The organism is Streptomyces sp. G-G2, assembly GCF_030063135.1.
In the GTDB taxonomy this organism is placed as follows: domain Bacteria; phylum Actinomycetota; class Actinomycetes; order Streptomycetales; family Streptomycetaceae; genus Streptomyces.
In genome coordinates, this window is sequence record NZ_JASISO010000027.1 from 17,400 (window position 1) to 34,271 (window position 16,872).

Consider the following 16,872-nt stretch of genomic DNA (forward strand, 5'->3'; position numbering starts at 1 on the left):
CACACACAGGCTCCCGCACGGCCGTCCGACACGTCTCCACCAGGTCGTCACCGCCGCGAACCCGATCGTCCGCACATAGCTGATTCGGACGAGGTCGCATGCCCTCTCCACGAACTTCCGCGGAGCTGCACCAGGACGTCTTCGTACGGGCGGCGGCTCCGGGCCGCCGCCCCGCCGCCCCGCCCGTCCCGTCGCCCCGCCGGCCCGCCTTCCTACAGTTTCTGCACGGGCGCGTAGCGCAGCAGCAGCCGCTTCGGCTTGTCGTCCCCGAAGTCGATGGTGGCCTGCGCGTCCGCGCCGATCCCCTTGACCTCCATCACCGTGCCCAGCCCGAACTGGTCGTGCGTGACCCGGTCCCCCACCAGCAGGGTGACGACGGGCTTGTCCGTGGTCCGGCGCGTCGCGAAGCCCGAGGCCCCCGCCTTGGACCGCGCGGACGACAGGAACGACTCGGGCGACGTACCGAACGAGGACGAGGTCCCGCCGCCGCCCGAACGGGAACCGGACGAGCTGCGCATCGGTCCAGCGGGCTTCTGCGCTCCCGTCCTCTTCCACTGGAGGTACTGCTCCGGGATCTCCTCGAGGAACCGCGACGGCGGGTTGTACGAGGGGGTGCCCCAGGCACTGCGCATCGAGGAGCGGGTGAGGTACAGCCGCTCGCGCGCGCGGGTGATCCCGACGTACGCGAGGCGCCGCTCCTCCTCCAGCTCCTTGGTCTGGCCGAGCGCCCGCATGTGCGGGAAGACCCCGTCCTCCATGCCGGTCACGAAGACCACCGGGAACTCAAGGCCCTTGGCGGTGTGCAGGGTCATCAGGGTGACGACGCCCGTGCCCTCGGTGTCCTCGTCGGGGATCTGGTCGGAGTCGGCGACCAGCGCGACCTGCTCCAGGAACTCGGCCAGCGTGCCGGGTCCCACGACCGGCGCCGCGGCGAGCCCGGCGTCCGGATCGGCGTCGGCCCCCGCGTACGGGACGGCCTCCACCTCGGCGGCCGACGCGGCCCCCGCGGCCGGGGCGGTTTCCACGGCGGGCGCCGCGTCGGCCCCCGCCGCCCGCGCCTGCTCGAACTCCAGCGCCACGGCGGCGAGTTCCTGAAGGTTCTCGATCCGCGTCTCGTCCTGCGGATCGGTCGAGGCCTGGAGTTCGGCGAGGTACCCCGTACGCTCCAGGACCGCTTCCAGCACCACCGCCGGACCCGCGCCCGAGTCGACGATCGTGCGCAGCTCCTCCATCAGCACGTTGAACCGCTTCACCGCGTTGGTCGAGCGCGCGGCCATGCCGTACGCCTCGTCCACCCGCTTGAGCGCCTGCGGGAAGGTGATCTTCTCGCGCAGCGACAGCGCGTCGATCATCGCCTCGGCGCGGTCGCCGATGCCGCGCTTGGGCACGTTCAGGATCCGGCGCAGCGGGACGGCGTCCTCGGGGTTCGACAGCACCCGCAGGTACGCGAGGACGTCGCGGACCTCCTTGCGCTCGTAGAAGCGCACGCCGCCGACGACCTTGTAGGGCAGGCCGACCCGGATGAAGATCTCTTCGAACACGCGGGACTGGGCGTTGGTCCGGTAGAAGACGGCGACGTCGCCCGCCTTCGCGTTGCCCGCGTCCGTCAGCCGGTCGATCTCGTCGGCGACGAACTGCGCCTCGTCGTGCTCGGTGTCCGCGACGTAGCCGGTGATCCCGGCGCCCGATCCGGCCTCGGTCCACAGGTTCTTCGCGCGGCGGTTCTCATTGCGCTCGATGACCGCGTTGGCGGCGGAGAGGATCGTCTGGGTGGAGCGGTAGTTCTGCTCCAGCAGGATCGTCTTCGCGTTCGGGTAGTCCTCTTCGAACTGGAGGATGTTGCGGATGGTCGCGCCGCGGAAGGCGTAGATCGACTGGTCCGCGTCACCCACCACGCACAGCTCGGCGGGCGCCAGGTCCGGGTAGCCGGGGCCGACCAGCTCGCGCACCAGGGTGTACTGCGCGTGGTTGGTGTCCTGGTACTCGTCCACCAGGACGTGGCGGAAACGGCGCCGGTAGTGCTCGGCGACGTCCGGGAACGCCTGGAGCAGGTGCACCGTGGTCATGATGATGTCGTCGAAGTCGAGGGCGTTGGCCTCGCGCAGCCGCGCCTGGTACATCGCGTACGCCTGGGCGACGGTCTTCTCGAAACCGTCGACCGCCTGTACGGCGAACTCGTCGGCGTCGATCAGCTCGTTCTTCAGGTTGGAGACCTTGGCGCTGAAGGACTTGGGCGGGAACCGCTTCGGGTCCAGGTCCAGGTCCCGGCAGACCAGCGCCATCAGGCGCTTGGAGTCCGCCGCGTCGTAGATCGAGAAGGAGGAGGTGAAGCCGAGCAGCTTGGACTCGCGGCGCAGGATGCGCACGCACGCGCTGTGGAAGGTCATCACCCACATCGCGTTCGCGCGGGGGCCGACCAGGTCCCCGACGCGCTCCTTCATCTCACCGGCGGCCTTGTTGGTGAAGGTGATCGCCAGGATCTGGCCGGGGTGCACCCCGCGGGCGCCCAGCAGGTGGCCGATGCGGTGGGTCAGCACCCGGGTCTTGCCGGAGCCCGCGCCCGCCACGATCAGCAGCGGGGAGTCCGCGTGCACGACGGCCGCGCGCTGCTGCTCGTTGAGGCCGACCAGGAGCGCCTCCGGGTCGATGACCGGGCGCGGGGAACCGCCCCGGTAGTACGCGTCCTGGTGCACGGGCGCGTCGAATCGGCCCCCGAAGAGGTCGTCGGCACCCGCTTCCGGGGCGTGGTCCTCGGGCGGCGGCGGAGGCTCCTCGTGAGAGGGGGTGAGGTCCGCCAGGAAACTGTCGTCAAAGAGGCTGCTCATCGCCTTCCGAGTCTAGGGCCCGGGACCGACAGCCGGTCCCGGGCCCGGTAAATCGGTCCCGTACCCGCCGGACGCACCCTGCACATCGGTCCCGCGCCCGCCGGGCGCACCGCCGACGGACCCCCTCCCCCGTCCGCCCCGGGACCCTTCCGACCCCCGGCCGAACCCGGTCGAGGGCGGTCGAAAACGGGCCGGAACCACCCCGTACGCTCGAACCCATGTCCGTACTCATCAACATCTTCCTCGGCCTGCACATCATCGGGATCGCCTCCCTCCTCGGCGGCTTCCTGACCCAGATGAAGGCGATGAGCGCGGGCACCGCCCGCTTCGTGCCCGCGATGCTGCACGGCGCGCTGACCATGCTGCTCACCGGCGTGGCCCTGGTCGGGTTCCGCCAGATCGACGGCGGCAGCGTCGACAACATCAAGATCGGCGTCAAGCTCGCGGTCCTGTTCGTGATCCTCGCGCTCGTCTACGTCAAGCGCGACGAGGAGCGGATCGACAAGGGCCTGTTCGGTGCGGTCGGCGCCCTGACCATCACCAATATCTTTATCGCCGTTCTCTGGCACTGACCGGTCCGACAAGGACAGCTCCGGGCAGATCCGGGCAGTTGTGGTCATTCCGTCATCGGGCCGTTACTTCCAGGTTTAGCGTCCTCCCCCAAGACCCGCACGACGGATCAGCAGGGAAGGACGTGAGGCCCTCGTGGCCAGTCATCGAAAGCCCAGGCAGCGCCCGCTCCTCTCCGGCGGCACCCTTCGTACCGCCGCCACCCTCGCCCTCGCGGGCGCTGCCACGGCCACCGCCTTCGAGGGCACCTCGCAGGCCGACCCCCAGCTCACCCCGGCGCAGGTCAAGGCCCAGGTGGACCAGCTGTACCAGGAGGCCGAGACCGCCACGGAGAAGTACAACGGGGCGAAGGAGCGGGCCGACGCGGCCCAGAAGTCGCTGGCCGGCCTGCGCGAGGAGGCGGCCCGCAAGGCCGACCGCCTCAACACCGCCCGCAGCGCGCTCGGTTCGCTCGCCGCCTCGCAGTACCGCAGCGGGAGCCTGGGCACGGCCGTCCAGCTGGCCCTCGCCGACGATCCGCAGGACTACCTCGACCGGGCCTCGTTCATCGCCCGCGCCGGGGACCGCAACGCCGCCGAGGTGGCCTCCGTACGCCGCCAGCTCGACGAGGTCGGGCAGCTGCGCGACAAGGCCTCCGGCACGCTCGCCGAGCTGCGTGCCCGGGAGAGCGAGCTCGCCGGCCAGAAGACCCTCATCGAGGGCAAGCTCGACACGGCCAAGCAGCTGCTCGCCAAGCTCACGGCCGAGGAGCGCGCGCGGTACGAGGCCCAGGGCGCCGGACCGGTCGGCGCGGCGCCGGGCTCCGGTCCGGCCGTCGCTCCCCCGCCGCCCGCCGACGGCTCCCGCGCGGCCAGGGCGGTGGCCTTCGCGCACGGCGCGCTCGGCAAGCCCTACGTCTGGGGCGCCACCGGCCCCAACGCCTTCGACTGCTCGGGGCTGACCCAGGCGGCCTGGGGCGCGGCCGGGGTCACCCTCCCGCGCACCACCTACACCCAGATCAACGCGGGCCACCGGGTCGCCCGCGACCAGCTCGCCCCCGGTGACCTGGTGTTCTTCTACTCCGGAGTGAGTCATGTCGGGCTCTACGTCGGCAACGGCCAGATGATCCACGCGCCGCACCCCGGCGCCCCGGTCCGGATCGCGCCGATCGACTCGATGCCCTGGGCGGGCGCCTCCCGCCCGGCCTGAAGGGACGGCCGACCGGGTCAGACCAGGCGGCGCGCCGTCGCCCAGCGGGTCAGCTCGTGCCGGTTGGAGAGCTGGAGCTTCCTGAGCACCGCCGAGACGTGCGACTCGACCGTCTTGACCGAGATGAAGAGCTGCTTGGCGATCTCCTTGTACGCGTAACCGCGCGCGATCAGCCGCAGCACCTCGCGCTCGCGCTGGGTGAGCCGGTCGAGGTCCTCGTCGACCGGCGGCGCGTCGGTGGAGGCGAAGGCGTCGAGGACGAAGCCCGCCAGCCGCGGCGAGAACACCGCGTCCCCGTCCTGCACCCGGAAGACCGAATCGACCAGGTCGGTGCCGGTGATGGTCTTGGTGACGTAGCCGCGGGCACCGCCGCGGATGACCCCGATGACGTCCTCGGCCGCGTCCGACACGGACAGCGCCAGGAACCGCACCGGGTTCTCGGGCGCCGTCATCAGCGGGGCGCAGCGGCGCAGTACCTCGACACCGCCGCCACCGGGGAGGTGGACGTCGAGGAGGACCACCTCGGGCCGGGTCGCGGTGATGACGGTGACGGCCTGGTCGACGTCGGCGGCCTCGCCGACGACCTCGACGCCGGTCCGGGCGGTCTCGCCGATCTCGGCCTGCACGCCGGTGCGGAACATCCGGTGGTCGTCGACGAGCACCACCTTCACCCGTCGGGTCTCGCCACTGGTGTTCACGTTGTCCTCGGTCATGCCGGCTTCGCCGCCCTCTCCATCTCCAGTTCGACTTCCGTGCCGCCGTCGGGCGCGGACCGCAGCCGCGCGGTCCCGCCGTTGCGCTGCATCCGGCCGATGATCGATTCTCGTACGCCCATGCGGTCGTCCGGTACCGCGTCGATGTCGAAGCCGGGCCCCCGGTCCCGTACGGACACGAACACCGTCTGTCCCTCGACCTCCGCGTAGACCTGGACGGGTCCGCCCTCGCCACCGTACTTGGCGGCGTTGACCATCGCCTCGCGCGCGGCCTGGACCTGCGCGGCGAGCTTCTCGTCGAGCGGGCAGTCGCCGACGACCACGACCTCGATGGGGACGCCGTGGTGGTCCTCGACGTCGGCGGCGGTCTTCTTGACGGCCTCGGCGAGGGTGTCCGGTTCCTCGGCCTCGTCCTTGCCGGTGCCCTCGGGCTTGTAGAGCCAGTTGCGCAGTTCCCGTTCCTGGGCGCGGGCCAGGCGGCGGACCTCGCCGACGTCCTCGGCGTTGCGCTGGATCAAGGTGAGGGTGTGCAGCACCGAGTCGTGGACGTGGGCGGCGACTTCGGCGCGCTCCTGGGCGCGGATGCGCATCAGGCGTTCCTCGGAGAGGTCCTGGCTCATCCGGATCAGCCAGGGACCCGCGAGCAGCGCGATCCCCACGAGGACGGCGAGGGCGGCGGTGAGTACGTTGCCCAGTTGGGCGGCGGATCCCCGTACGACGATGAAGACGGTGAGGCCCACGCCGACCAGGAGGACTCCGGCGAGCGCCCGGGCGAGCTGGAGCAGCCGGGCGTTGCGCCCGGCGGCGGAGGTCCAGTTCGCGCGGCGGGCGTTGTCGGCCTGGCGCCACACCAGCACCACACCGGCGGCGACGAGCAGGGTGGGCCAGATGTAGCGGTCGGCCTGGCGGTCACCGGCCTGGAGCTTCGAGATGAAGATCCCGGCGCCGATGAACAGGGCGATCAGCGAGGTGACCTGCCCCCGGTCGGGTTTGCGCAGCCGCCTGCTGCCGTCGGCGAGGGTCTCGAAGAAGGAGCGGTGGCCGGTGCTGCCGCCGATGCCGAGCGGTACGAAGACCCAGAACGCGGCGTAGAGCAGGACTCCGAGGCCGTCGCCGAACAGGAACGTGCCGAGGAAGGCGAGCCGGACCCAGAGCACGGGCAGCCCGAGGTGCCCGGCGAGACCGCGCGCCACCCCGCCGAGCATCCGGCCGTCGGCGCTGCGGTAGAGCCTGCGCTGCGGGGCGTCGGGGTTCTCGGCCGGGGGCGGGACGTGCGGCGGGCGGGGGACGGCTGCTACGGGCATGCCACCGATGGTCACACGCGCGGGGGGTCCGGGACATCAGGGCAGCCCCCCACTTGCTTCGGGGGGATATCAGGGTTGTGCCAGGGTCGGCCCCGGTGCCGCGCGGCCGGACCGCCCGGCACCATGGACCCATGACCGAAGCGCACGACTCCCCTCCGCCGCCGGCGCCGGATCCCGCCGACCGGCCGCCGCTGCGCCGCAGCAGGCGCGACAAGGTCCTCGCGGGCGTGTGCGGGGGACTCGGCCGGTACTTCGACCTGGACCCGGTGGTGTTCCGGGTGGTGCTCGGTGTCCTGGCGGTCACCGGCGGCGTCGGCCTGATCTTCTACGGCTTCGCGTGGCTGCTGCTGCCCCAGGAGGGCGGCGAGGACAGCGAGGTGAAGAAGCTGCTGACCGGCCGGGTCGAGGGCGCCACCCTGGCGGCGGTGTTCGCCGCGCTGGTGGGCTGCGCGCTGTTCCTGACCATGGCGGACAACGGGGTGATGGGGGTCTTCTCGGTCCTGGTGATCCTGGCACTGGCCGGGGCCTCGTACTGGTCCCAGCGGCGCCGGCACACCAACGTCCCGGAGGCGGAGGCGGCCGCCCCGCAGGGCTCGGCGCAGCGCCCGGCGCACCGGCCCGCGCCGCCGGAGACCCAGGCACCGCCGACGCCCGGCGCCCCGTCCTGGTGGCGGGATCCGCTGGTGAAGGACGGTACGACCGGGCCGGTGGGGTCCACCGGCTACCTGTGGGGGCCGGACGACGCGGTGGGCGCGGACGGCGCGGACCGGGCGGCCGCTCCGGCGCGCGCCGCCGCCCCGGCCGCCCCGCGCGGCGGGATCGGCGGGCGGGTGTTCGTCCTGGCGATGGCGGCCGCGATCGCGGGCGCCGCCGCCGAATGGCACTCCGTCCCGCTGGGGCACGCCCTGCAGACCGGGTTCGCGGCCGCGCTGGCCGTGTTCGGTCTGGGCCTCGCCTTCAGTTCGGTCAAGGGCCGGACCGGTTTCGGCACGGTCCTGCTGGGCCTGGTGACGGCGGTGCTGCTGGCCGGGGCCGCGGCGCTGCCGCGGGAGATCAGCACCGACTGGCGCCAGGTGGAGTGGCGTCCGGCCGCGGTGGCCGACGTACGGCCGGCGTACACGGCGGGCACCGGGCTGGCCACGCTGGACCTGAGCCGTCTGGACGTGCCCAAGGGCACCACCCTGGCGGTGACGGCCTCGCTGGACGCGGGACGGCTGAAGGTGGTCGTGCCCCGCGAGGTCACCGCGAAGACGACCGTCACGGTCGACTGGGCGAACATTCGGGTCCCCGGGGACGACAACCCGGAGCGCATCGAGCACGCCAGGACCAAGACGGCGACGCTGGCACCCGCCCCCGGTACCGAGGCGGGCGGGACGATCGAGCTGCACCTGGAGACGGGTGTGGGACAGGTGGAGGTGACCCGTGCGGCGTCATGAGTTCCAGCCGGGACGGCTGCTGGCGGGCGTGGCCCTGCTGGCCGGGGGCGTGCTGTACCTGCTCGACGCGAGCGGCGAGCGGGACGTGCCCTGGTTCCTGATCTTCCCGCTGGCCTTCGGCGGGCTCGCGCTCGCGGCGCTGGTCGGGGTGACGACCTACGCGGTGCGGCGGGACCGGCGCGACCGGATCAGACCGTCCAGCGACAGGTAGGGCGCCCCGGCGAGGATCAGCGGCAGCCAGGCCATCAGGTAGACCAGGTCGTTGCCGTAGTAGTAGGGGGTGACCGCCCAGGACACGGTCAGCCACAGGCTGAGCGAGATCAGGGCGCCCCCGGCGGCCGCGAGCCGGGTCAGCAGCCCCGCCAGGACGGCCAGGCCCACCAGCAGTTCACCGATGGCGAGCAGGACCGCGAAGCCGACGGGCGCCTTGAGCGCGAGGTCCACCAGGGCGGGGACCGCGGAGGTGTCGCGCACCCCGCGCATCAGGTCGCCGATGGAGCCGTCGCCGGAGGCCGACAGGAACGCGGAGTCGGTCAGCTTGTCCAGGCCCGCGTAGACGAAGGTCACTCCGAGGAAGATCCGCAGCGGGAGCAGCGCGTGGGCCGCGCCCGCGGCCCGGAGGGTGGACAGGCGGTCGGCGCGTTCGGTGCCTTCAGGGGGTTGGCTCACGCCTCATTGTTTACCCCGCGCGCGCCCGGCGTGCCAGAGGAGCGGGCGTCTCCCGTGCGTTTCATTCCGCCACGTCGATGCTGCACCGGTTGGACTCCACCCCGGCGGCCGTGACCACTTGGATGTCGACCCGGCCCGGCTCCACCTCCGCCGGGACGGGCACGGTCAGCACCGTATCGGAGGGGGTGGTGAACCCGCCCGCGACCGGCACCAGCGGCACGTGCACGTGCACCGTCCCGATCCGCACCACGAGCCGCGCCAGCATCTCGGGCGTCTGTGCCCCGGGCGGTACGAAGCCCACGCCCCGGATCTCGATGTCGTCCCCGGGACGTACCGAGGCGTCGATGTCCCCCGGTTCCCGGGTCCGTACGACCGACAGCACCAGCGGACGGCTGCCTTCCGCGTACTTCGCGGCCAGGTACACCGCGGCCGACAGCGCGACCAGCAGCGCGAGCGCCCACGGCAGCCGCGGCATCCGGTCGGGGAACCGGGCCAGGGTGACCGCCGCGAAGGCCAGCACCACCGTGGAGACCAGCGCGTACTGCGCGTCCGGCAGGCTCCCGCGCCCCGCGTCGTCGGTCAGCAGGTCCGCCCCGCGCGGCCGGTCGGCGGGCAGCTTCTGGAGCCGCTGGCCCATGATGCGTACGGAGACCACGCGCCGCACCAGCACGGAGACCCCGGCGGTCAGCGCCACCACCGCCAGCAGCGGCAGCGCCCGCCACAGCCCTAGCCCGGCGTAGAGCGCGGCCCGCTCCGGCCCGGGCGTGGAGGCGGCCAGCCGCAGCGTGGGCAGCAGCGCCGCGAACGCGGTCAGCACCAGCCACGCGCCCGCCACCGTCTTGGAGGTGGAGAGCCGGTTGTCCTCGCCGACCAGCGGGGCCAGCAGCCCGCCCCGCACGGGCTGGGCCCGGGCCGCCACCGTCAGCAGTCCGGCGAGCACCACCGCGGCCAGCAGCCCGGCGGTGCGCGCGGTGCTCCAGCCGTTGCCGACGGCGGTGCCGACCTGGACCAGCAGCAGCACTCCGGCGGCGATCCACACGCCCAGCACGGCGCGGCGCGAGAGCAGGTACAGCCAGGAGTGCCCGGCCTCCCGGCCGCGCGCGGCCACCGTCCGGGCGGACAGGGTGAGTTCGTCGGAGACCCACTGGCGGGAGGCTCCGGCCGAGCGGGCGACGGCGGCGGGCAGGCCCATGCCCGCGGCGAGCCCGTCGCGCTGCTCCAGGAACGCCTCGACCGCGCGCCGGTGGCCCTCGCGGGCCCCGTGCGGGCAGTCGTCACAGGTACAGCCGCCGCCGTGGGTACTTCTGTGGATCTCTTGGACAGCCACGTGCGTGCCGCCTCTCTGACTACCTTCGTCCAACTACCGGGCAATGCCAGCGAATTGTGCACCACTGCGGCAGTGCTCCGGATTGCGCACGATGTCAGAGCAGGTGATTAACCGTTCATGATGTTGACGCCACCCGCTGTCTCCTGCTGCCACAGCGGCTGACAGTTGACCCACGCCGCCAGGTCCGTGCCGAACTGCTGCCTGGTCAGGGCCGCATTGTGGTGGTCGATGAGCACCGGCTTCCCGGCCGCCCGCGCGATCAGCTGCACCTGGGCCGCCCGTTCGGCCGCGATGAACCACCACACCGCCGCGTCCACCGAGCTCCCGACCGTCAGCAGCCCCTGGTTGCGCAGGACGAGCGCCTTGTACGGGCCCAGCGCCCGCCCGATCCTGTCCGGGTCCCCGCCGCCGCCCGCGTACTCGTCGAGCAGCGCGTGGTCCTCGTAGAAGGCGCAGGCCTCGTGGGTGACCGGGGCCAGCAGCTCGCCGAGGGCGGCCAGCGCCCTGCCGTACGGGGCCTGCGCGCGGACCACGGCCACCACCTCGGGCCGGGCCCGGTGCACCGCCGCGTGCACGGCGAAGGCCAGCTGGTTGACCCGCCGCTCCCCCTGGACCACCCGCCCCCCGGCATCGACCAGCAGCAGGTCCTCGGGTCCGAGCCCGGCGAAGGCCCGGCCGAAGGGGTTCACCCAGCAGCAGTCCTCGAACTCCGGGTCGCGGGCGGTGACGTGCCCGCCCACCCCGTCCTCGTACCCGAGCCGCCCCAGCAGCCGCAGCGCCGCCGCGAGGCGTTCCTTGCGGTGCGCGCGCTCCTGCTCGGGAGTGCCGAAGACCGGCGGCATCTCGAAGCCCAGCCGCTCCACGGGCACGGGTGCGGGTGCGTCTCGCTCGGCCATGGCCCCTCCTTCAAGGTCGCGGCGCAAGGTACCGGGGGCCGGGCCAAGAGACCAGAGGAACGGCGGAGCCCTCAGCACGCACCCGGCGGGTCGCGCCGCAGCTCGGCCCAGACCGTCTTGCCGACACCCTGCTCGGCCACGCCCCAGGCGGCGGCGAGCGCGGCCACCATCGCCATGCCGTAGCCCGACTCGGCCCCGCGGCGCGGCGGCCGCACCTGCGGCCACAGGTCGGCGCGCGCGTCCGTCACCTCGATCCGCAGCAGGCTGGGGATGATCACGAGGCGCAGCTCGATGTCCCGCCCGGGGGCCGCCCCGTGCCGCACCGCGTTGGCGGCCAGCTCACCCACCACCGATCCGGCGTCGTCGGACAGGGCGGAGCTGTGTACGACGCCCCACTCGTCGAGCTGTACGAGCGCCAGGTGCCGGGCGAGCCGGGCGCCGCGCTCCGTGGGGCTGAACCGTTGGGCGTACGCCTTCGCGAGAAGATCTCCGGGCACGACCGTTCCTCTCCGTAGCGGATCCACTACCAAGCGATATGAGCGTGGCCTAGGCTTTACATCCCTTCAACTAGCCAGTTTCGAAGGAAGAGTTAGGTGACGTCATGGTCAACCGCAAGGAACTGAACCCCGAGAGCGGGCCGCGAGCGGCTTACGGGGCACGTCTGCGCAATCTGCGAGAAGGTCGCGGGTGGAGCCAAGAAGACCTGGCTGCCCGGATCGAGTACTCCAGCCAGCACATTTCCGCGGTTGAAACTGGGCGCAAACCGCCAACTCTGCGGTTCTCACGACAGGCTGACGGGGCCCTCGGTACCGGAGGCTCCACTGAGACCTTCGAACGCCAGTGGCGCGAGATCCGGCACGGCGCGCTACTGGAGGGCTTCCCCGAGTACGTCGGCTGCGAAGGCCGTGCAGTCGAGATCCGGCTGTACGAAGTCGGAGTCATTCCCGGCCTGCTCCAAACGCCCGAGTACGCGGGGACCCTCGCGGCGAGCGACATCAGGCGAGGCGTAGTCACGGCCGATCAGGCACAGGAACGTACCTCGGTCGTGGCGGAGCGACAGGCAGCCCTCGCCCGAACGCCTCCGCCACTCGTGTGGGCGGTACTGGACGAAAGCTGTCTTCGCCGAACCGTCGGGGAACCTGACGTGTGGGACGCGCAGTTGGCTCGGCTGATGGAGTTCGCCGAACTGCCGAACACCGTGCTCCAGATCGCCGAGTTCACCATGGGGGCCCGGCGCCCCCTGAGCCTGCCGCTGTACATCCTGACGATGGCGGACCGCTCGCTCATGTCGTATGCGGAGTCTGCCCAGCGGGGCCATCTGGAACGGGACGGCAAGTCCGTCGTGCCCATCCTGTCGGCCTACCATCAGCTACAGGCCGAAGCGCTGCACCAGGCCGCATCCGTGGCCATGATCAGTCAGTTACGAAAGGGCACCCCGTGACGACCGAGACCGAAACCCTGCACTGGTTCACGTCCTCGTACAGCGAAAACGGGGGCGCCTGCGTGTCGGTCGCCACCGACCTCGCCGCATCGCACGGCACGGTCCCCGTCCGGGACAGCAAGCGCCCCGACGGCCCCGTCATCGCATTCTCGCGCAACGCCTTCACGGGACTGCTCGACCTGGCCCGCGGGGCGGACGTCTAGAAACGGCGGAGCCGCCGTCCCCCTCGGAGGGGGGACGGCGGCTCCGGTCGTCCGGGCGGGAGGGACTACTCCCACTCGATGGTGCCCGGGGGCTTGCTCGTGCAGTCCAGGACCACGCGGTTCACGTCCGGCACCTCGTTGGTGATGCGGGTGGAGATCTTGGCCAGCACCTCGTACGGCATGCGCGTCCAGTCCGCGGTCATCGCGTCCTCGGAGGAGACGGGGCGCAGCACGATCGGGTGACCGTAGGTGCGGCCGTCGCCCTGGACGCCGACGCTGCGGACGTCCGCGAGCAGGACGACCGGGCACTGCCAGATCGCCCGGTCCAGGCCCGCGGCGGTCAGCTCGTGGCGCGCGATGGCGTCGGCCTCGCGGAGCAGGTCCAGACGCTCCTTGGTGACCTCACCCACGATGCGGATGCCGAGGCCGGGGCCGGGGAAGGGCTGGCGCTGGACGATCTCGTCCGGCAGGCCCAGCTCCTGGCCCACCATGCGGACCTCGTCCTTGAACAACTGGCGCAGCGGCTCGACGAGTTCGAACTCGATGTCGTCGGGGAGCCCGCCCACGTTGTGGTGGGACTTGATGTTGGCCGTGCCGCTGCCGCCGCCGGACTCGACGACGTCCGGGTACAGGGTGCCCTGGACCAGGAAGGCCACGTCGGCCCCGCCCTCGGCGATGATCTCGGCCTGGGCCTGCTCGAAGACGCGGATGAACTCGCGGCCGATGATCTTCCGCTTGGTCTCCGGGTCGGAGACTCCGGCCAGCGCGCCCAGGAAGCGCTCCTGCGCGTCGACGACCTTCAGCTGGACGCCGGTCGCGGCGACGAAGTCCTTCTCGACCTGCTCGGTCTCGCCCTTGCGCATCAGGCCGTGGTCGACGTAGACGCAGGTGAGCTGGGAGCCGATGGCCTTCTGGACGAGGGCCGCGGCGACCGCCGAGTCCACGCCGCCGGAGAGGCCGCAGATGGCGCGCTTGTCGCCGACCTGCTCGCGGATGGCCGCGATCTGCTCCTCGACGATGTTGCCGGTGGTCCAGGCGGGGGCGAGGCCCGCACCGCGGTAGAGGAAGTGCTCCAGGATCTGCTGGCCGTGCGTGGAGTGCATGACCTCGGGGTGGTACTGGACCCCGTACAGCTTCTTCTCGTCGTTCTCGAAGGCCGCGACCGGGACGACGTGGGTCGACGCGGTGACGGTGAAGCCCTCGGGGGCGGCGGAGCAGGCGTCGCCGTGGGACATCCACACCGACTGGTTGTCGGGGGTGCCCTCGAAGAGGGTGGAGCCGGGCTTGGAGACGGCCAGTTCGGTACGGCCGTACTCGCGGGCGCCGGTGTTGTCGACGGTGCCGCCGAGGGTGGTGGCCATCAGCTGGAAGCCGTAGCACATGCCGAAGACCGGGACCCCGGCCTCGAACAGGGCGCGGGAGTCGTCCAGGCGAGGGGCGCCCTCCTCGTACACGGAGGACGGACCGCCGGAGAGGATGATCGCCTTGGGGTTCTTGGCCAGCATCTCTGCCACGGGCATCGTGCCGGGCACGATCTCGCTGTAGACCCTGGCCTCACGGACGCGGCGGGCGATGAGCTGGGCGTACTGGGCGCCGAAGTCGACGACGAGAACCGTGTCCGGGGCGCTGTCGTGGGCGGCGGAGGGTGCTTCTGGCACGGGGCAGGCCTTCCGGCGGAAGAGGTGGCTGTTTTGTCGATTCTAACGGTGGCGGGGTGGGCCCTTTCGTCTCACCATCCGAACCCGGTTGGCCGGGCGGGGTACGGAAGGTAATAATCCGTACCGTGCGCGAGCAGCTGAGCTTCCTCTTTACCTATGGCACCGGCCGGTCCGGTCGCCATGGGTCATCGTGATGCTCGCCTGAGCCACTGACTTCCCAGAGCGCCCCGGTCCGACAGGACCGGGGCGCTCCGGCGTTCTTCCGGACCTGCGGGCCCCCGACCACACCGGAGGAACCCGTGTCCGTCGCCACCACCCCCGTCCCCGTCCCCGCCACCTCCCCCGCCCAGCTGATCGCCGGTTCCCGGGAGCGGATCGACGCCCTCGACGACCGGATCATCGGTCTGATCCAGGAGCGGATGGCAGTCTCGGCCGTCATCCAGGACGCCCGGATCGCCTCGGGCGGGCGGCGGGTGCACCTCTCGCGCGAAATGGAGGTGCTCTCGCATTGGAGCAGTGCTCTCGGCAAGCCCGGAACCGCTTTGGCCATGACTCTGCTGGAGCTGTCCCGCGGCCGCGTGTGAACCCGCTTCCCGCGGCCCCCGACGTCCCGCGCGCGCCTGTTCGTCACTCGTCCGAGCCGTGACCGGCCCCCGGCCCGCCGCGTTGATGGCGGTGTCCGTGCCAGCCAGGCGCGGGCCCGCACGAACCACGCGTGGCTCCGCCGGAGCGATGGAGACGCCCGCCCCGTGGAGCGGGCGTCGTGGGACCTCGCTCCTACGCGTGACCGGACGGCAGGGGACAGCAGCCCGGTCACCCATAAAAAACGGCCGGTCCAGGGGACGCCCCGGACCGGCCGTTCTTTCATGTCCCCGCGTTCCCGCGTTCCCGCGTCCCCGCGTCCCCGCGTCCCCCGGTTTCCCCCCGGGGTTCGCTCACGGGTACGCCGTTACGCGCGCCCGGTGCGGCGCCGGAACGCCACGTACAGCGCGCCACCGGCCGCCAGCAGCACGACCGCGCCCAGCGCCATCGTCCCGGCGGAGCTGCCGGTGGAGGCGAGGCCGCCGTTGGGGCCGTGGTTCGGGGTGGTGGCGGGCGGGGTCGCGGAGCCCGAGGCCGGGGTGGACGGGCCCGGCGAGGCGGAGCCGGAGGCCGAGGGCGACGGGCTGCCGGTCGGCCCGGGGGTCGGGCCGGTCCCGCCGCCCTTGGCGTTCAGGACGACCTCGGCCGTGTTGTTGTCCGTCTTCGGGTCGAAGCGGTGCGGCGTGACCCCCTGCGGGGTCTCCGCGCCGACGCCGACCGAGCCCTTGGCCCCCTCGATCACCTGGTCCACCCTCAGTTCGAAGGTGTAGCGGACCTGGTCGTTCTCCAGCACCGCCGACGCGCTCGCGCAGAAGTAGCGGGGCGCGCCGAGCTGCTGGGCGGCGGTGCGCTCCGTGCCGTCCGCGTTCACGGCCCGGCAGGCGTCGGGCTTCTTGGTGACGGTGGTCCCGGCCGGGACGCGGATGTCCGTACGGGCCACGGGCGCGCCGTCGCCGGGGCGGCCGGTCCAGGCCGGTCCCTGGCTGCGGAAGCCGAGGTCGGCGGTGACCGTCTGGCCCGCCTTGCCCTGGAGGGTGGCGCCGGTGGCGGCGAAGTCCGCGGTGTTGGCGGTGCGGAAGGCGAACTCGCGCCGGTTGTCGCCCGGTTCGAGGTCGGTGGCCTTCTTGGCGACGGTGCGCTTCTTGACGGCCAGCTTCTTGCCGGTGGAGCCGGGGGCGCCGCTGCTCCCGGCGGTCCCGGCGGTCCCGGCTGCGGGTGCGGACAGGGCGCTGCCCGTGTCCGGGCGGCTGCCGGTCTCGTAGATCCCGTAGCCGAGCTGGTCCTCGTAGGCCCGTGCGGTGGCGCGCAGGGTCAGCGGGTCGGCCAGCTCGTACTGCTCGCCGGGGCCGAAGTCGCCCTCGAAGGTGCAGCGGGTGACGGCCGTGACGCCGCCGCCGCGGGTGGTGCAGTTGTCGTACGCCTCCAGGAACTCCATGCCGCGGGTGGCGGCCAGTTCGAGGACCACGCCGTGGGCGGCGCGGTTCCCGGTGTTGGCGAAGGCGAGCGGAACGGGCTGCTTCTGCCCGGTCACCAGGTCGGCCGTGAGCGGGAGCTTCTCCATCACCAGGTCGGGACCGCCGACGGTCACCTCGGTGGTGACGGGTGTGATGGTGGCGCCCTTGACCGAGCCGGTCACGGTGAGGGCGCCGTGGGCGCCGTCCGCGCCGCCCCTGGCGGCGCCGAGGAGCAACTGGAAGCCGGGGCGGGCCCCGGCGGTGCCGGTGACCTCGCAGATCAAGGTGGTGACGGTCCGCGCGCACGCCGGGTTGGCGGACGGGGCTTCCCGGACGTCCGCGACCCCGGTCAGCCTGCCGAGGTCGACCGCGAAGGTGAACGTGCCCTGGAAGCCGTCCGCCGCGGCCGGGGAGTCCAGGGAGAAGGCGAGGAGCGATTCCTTCGCCACGCCCGTCGGCGTCCCCGGGTGGAGCCGGAGGCCGATCTCGGACGGACCGGTGAGCGGAAAGACGGGTTCCGCGGCGGCGGCGGGGGTGGTCAGCCCCAGAGCCACCAGACCGGCCGCGGCCAGCAGGGAGATGCGCTTTCTCATGACCATCGAGACC

The 16,872-nt window shown here is 72.4% G+C and carries 16 protein-coding genes; 7 read left to right on the top strand and 9 right to left on the bottom strand.

All coding sequences use genetic code 11. The annotated features are described in order from the left end of the window. Positions 1-212: 212 nt before the first annotated feature. Positions 213-2,825, bottom strand: coding sequence for an ATP-dependent DNA helicase (locus QMF80_RS21575; protein ID WP_283455796.1), 2,613 nt, complete (start codon positions 2,823-2,825; stop codon positions 213-215). A 218-nt stretch (positions 2,826-3,043) separates the two neighbouring features. Between QMF80_RS21575 and QMF80_RS21580 the strand changes: the two genes are divergently transcribed. After that, a complete protein-coding gene (locus QMF80_RS21580; protein WP_283455797.1) occupies positions 3,044-3,397 on the top strand; it encodes a hypothetical protein in 354 nt (117 codons plus the stop codon). 133 nt (positions 3,398-3,530) lie between these two features. Next, complete coding sequence (locus QMF80_RS21585; RefSeq protein ID WP_283455799.1) at positions 3,531-4,583, top strand: C40 family peptidase; 1,053 nt, start codon at positions 3,531-3,533, stop codon at positions 4,581-4,583. 17 nt (positions 4,584-4,600) lie between these two features. On the opposite strand, the gene QMF80_RS21590 is transcribed toward QMF80_RS21585, so the two are convergent. Then, positions 4,601-5,296, bottom strand: coding sequence for a LuxR C-terminal-related transcriptional regulator (locus tag QMF80_RS21590; protein WP_283455801.1), 696 nt, complete (start codon positions 5,294-5,296; stop codon positions 4,601-4,603). Beyond that, positions 5,293-6,600, bottom strand: coding sequence for an ATP-binding protein (locus tag QMF80_RS21595; protein ID WP_283455803.1), 1,308 nt, complete (start codon positions 6,598-6,600; stop codon positions 5,293-5,295). The genes QMF80_RS21590 and QMF80_RS21595 overlap by 4 nt, the downstream gene beginning before the upstream one ends. A gap of 131 nt (positions 6,601-6,731) precedes the next feature. Between QMF80_RS21595 and QMF80_RS21600 the strand changes: the two genes are divergently transcribed. Both QMF80_RS21600 and QMF80_RS21605 read left to right on the top strand, forming a co-directional pair. Further along, entirely contained in the window at positions 6,732-8,036 is a 1,305-nt protein-coding gene (locus tag QMF80_RS21600; protein WP_283455804.1) for a PspC domain-containing protein, read from the top strand. Further along, a complete protein-coding gene (locus QMF80_RS21605; protein WP_283455806.1) occupies positions 8,023-8,247 on the top strand; it encodes a hypothetical protein in 225 nt (74 codons plus the stop codon). The genes QMF80_RS21600 and QMF80_RS21605 overlap by 14 nt, the downstream gene beginning before the upstream one ends. On the opposite strand, the gene QMF80_RS21610 is transcribed toward QMF80_RS21605, so the two are convergent. The 4 genes from QMF80_RS21610 to QMF80_RS21625 all read right to left on the bottom strand — a co-directional run bounded on the left by QMF80_RS21610 (position 8,193) and on the right by QMF80_RS21625 (position 11,425). Beyond that, complete coding sequence (locus QMF80_RS21610; protein WP_283455941.1) at positions 8,193-8,666, bottom strand: DoxX family protein; 474 nt, start codon at positions 8,664-8,666, stop codon at positions 8,193-8,195. The two genes, QMF80_RS21605 and QMF80_RS21610, sit on opposite strands and share 55 nt — an antisense overlap. A gap of 100 nt (positions 8,667-8,766) precedes the next feature. Continuing rightward, positions 8,767-10,032 (bottom strand): hypothetical protein, encoded by a 1,266-nt coding sequence (locus QMF80_RS21615; RefSeq protein ID WP_283455808.1) that lies wholly within the window; start codon positions 10,030-10,032, stop codon positions 8,767-8,769. A gap of 107 nt (positions 10,033-10,139) precedes the next feature. After that, positions 10,140-10,928 (bottom strand): class II aldolase/adducin family protein, encoded by a 789-nt coding sequence (locus tag QMF80_RS21620; RefSeq protein WP_283455809.1) that lies wholly within the window; start codon positions 10,926-10,928, stop codon positions 10,140-10,142. 71 nt (positions 10,929-10,999) lie between these two features. Then, positions 11,000-11,425, bottom strand: coding sequence for an ATP-binding protein (locus tag QMF80_RS21625; protein ID WP_283455811.1), 426 nt, complete (start codon positions 11,423-11,425; stop codon positions 11,000-11,002). A gap of 104 nt (positions 11,426-11,529) precedes the next feature. Here QMF80_RS21625 and QMF80_RS21630 point away from each other — a divergent pair, with 104 nt between their 5' ends. Both QMF80_RS21630 and QMF80_RS21635 read left to right on the top strand, forming a co-directional pair. Further along, positions 11,530-12,369, top strand: a complete 840-nt coding sequence (locus tag QMF80_RS21630; RefSeq protein ID WP_283455814.1) for a helix-turn-helix domain-containing protein — start codon at positions 11,530-11,532, stop codon at positions 12,367-12,369. Further along, the gene (locus QMF80_RS21635) at positions 12,366-12,572 is read left to right on the top strand and encodes a DUF397 domain-containing protein (protein WP_283455816.1); all 207 of its coding nucleotides are present in this window, start codon (positions 12,366-12,368) and stop codon (positions 12,570-12,572) included. The genes QMF80_RS21630 and QMF80_RS21635 overlap by 4 nt, the downstream gene beginning before the upstream one ends. Positions 12,573-12,637: 65 nt before the next feature. Here QMF80_RS21635 and guaA read toward each other — a convergent pair whose 3' ends face one another. Further along, positions 12,638-14,230: a glutamine-hydrolyzing GMP synthase gene (gene guaA, locus QMF80_RS21640; RefSeq protein WP_283455817.1), complete on the bottom strand. Its 1,593-nt coding sequence runs from the start codon at positions 14,228-14,230 to the stop codon at positions 12,638-12,640. A gap of 299 nt (positions 14,231-14,529) precedes the next feature. Here guaA and QMF80_RS21645 point away from each other — a divergent pair, with 299 nt between their 5' ends. Beyond that, on the top strand, positions 14,530-14,814 hold the full coding sequence (locus tag QMF80_RS21645) for a chorismate mutase (protein ID WP_283455819.1): 285 nt from the start codon (positions 14,530-14,532) through the stop codon (positions 14,812-14,814). Between the two features lie 365 nt (positions 14,815-15,179). Here the strand turns inward: QMF80_RS21645 and QMF80_RS21650 are convergent, their stop codons facing one another. Continuing rightward, positions 15,180-16,859: a peptidase gene (locus QMF80_RS21650; protein WP_283455821.1), complete on the bottom strand. Its 1,680-nt coding sequence runs from the start codon at positions 16,857-16,859 to the stop codon at positions 15,180-15,182. Positions 16,860-16,872: the final 13 nt, after the last annotated feature.

What these genes read in the sequence shown, in the direction of transcription:
- QMF80_RS21575 (WP_283455796.1), bottom strand. Translation starts at nt 2,825, where the DNA reads ATGAGCAGCCTCTTTGACGACAGTTTCCTGGCGGACCTCACCCCCTCT.
- QMF80_RS21580 (WP_283455797.1), top strand. Translation starts at nt 3,044, where the DNA reads ATGTCCGTACTCATCAACATCTTCCTCGGCCTGCACATCATCGGGATC.
- QMF80_RS21590 (WP_283455801.1), bottom strand. Translation starts at nt 5,296, where the DNA reads ATGACCGAGGACAACGTGAACACCAGTGGCGAGACCCGACGGGTGAAG.
- QMF80_RS21595 (WP_283455803.1), bottom strand. Translation starts at nt 6,600, where the DNA reads ATGCCCGTAGCAGCCGTCCCCCGCCCGCCGCACGTCCCGCCCCCGGCC.
- QMF80_RS21600 (WP_283455804.1), top strand. Translation starts at nt 6,732, where the DNA reads ATGACCGAAGCGCACGACTCCCCTCCGCCGCCGGCGCCGGATCCCGCC.
- QMF80_RS21620 (WP_283455809.1), bottom strand. Translation starts at nt 10,928, where the DNA reads ATGGCCGAGCGAGACGCACCCGCACCCGTGCCCGTGGAGCGGCTGGGC.
- QMF80_RS21630 (WP_283455814.1), top strand. Translation starts at nt 11,530, where the DNA reads ATGGTCAACCGCAAGGAACTGAACCCCGAGAGCGGGCCGCGAGCGGCT.
- QMF80_RS21650 (WP_283455821.1), bottom strand. Translation starts at nt 16,859, where the DNA reads ATGAGAAAGCGCATCTCCCTGCTGGCCGCGGCCGGTCTGGTGGCTCTG.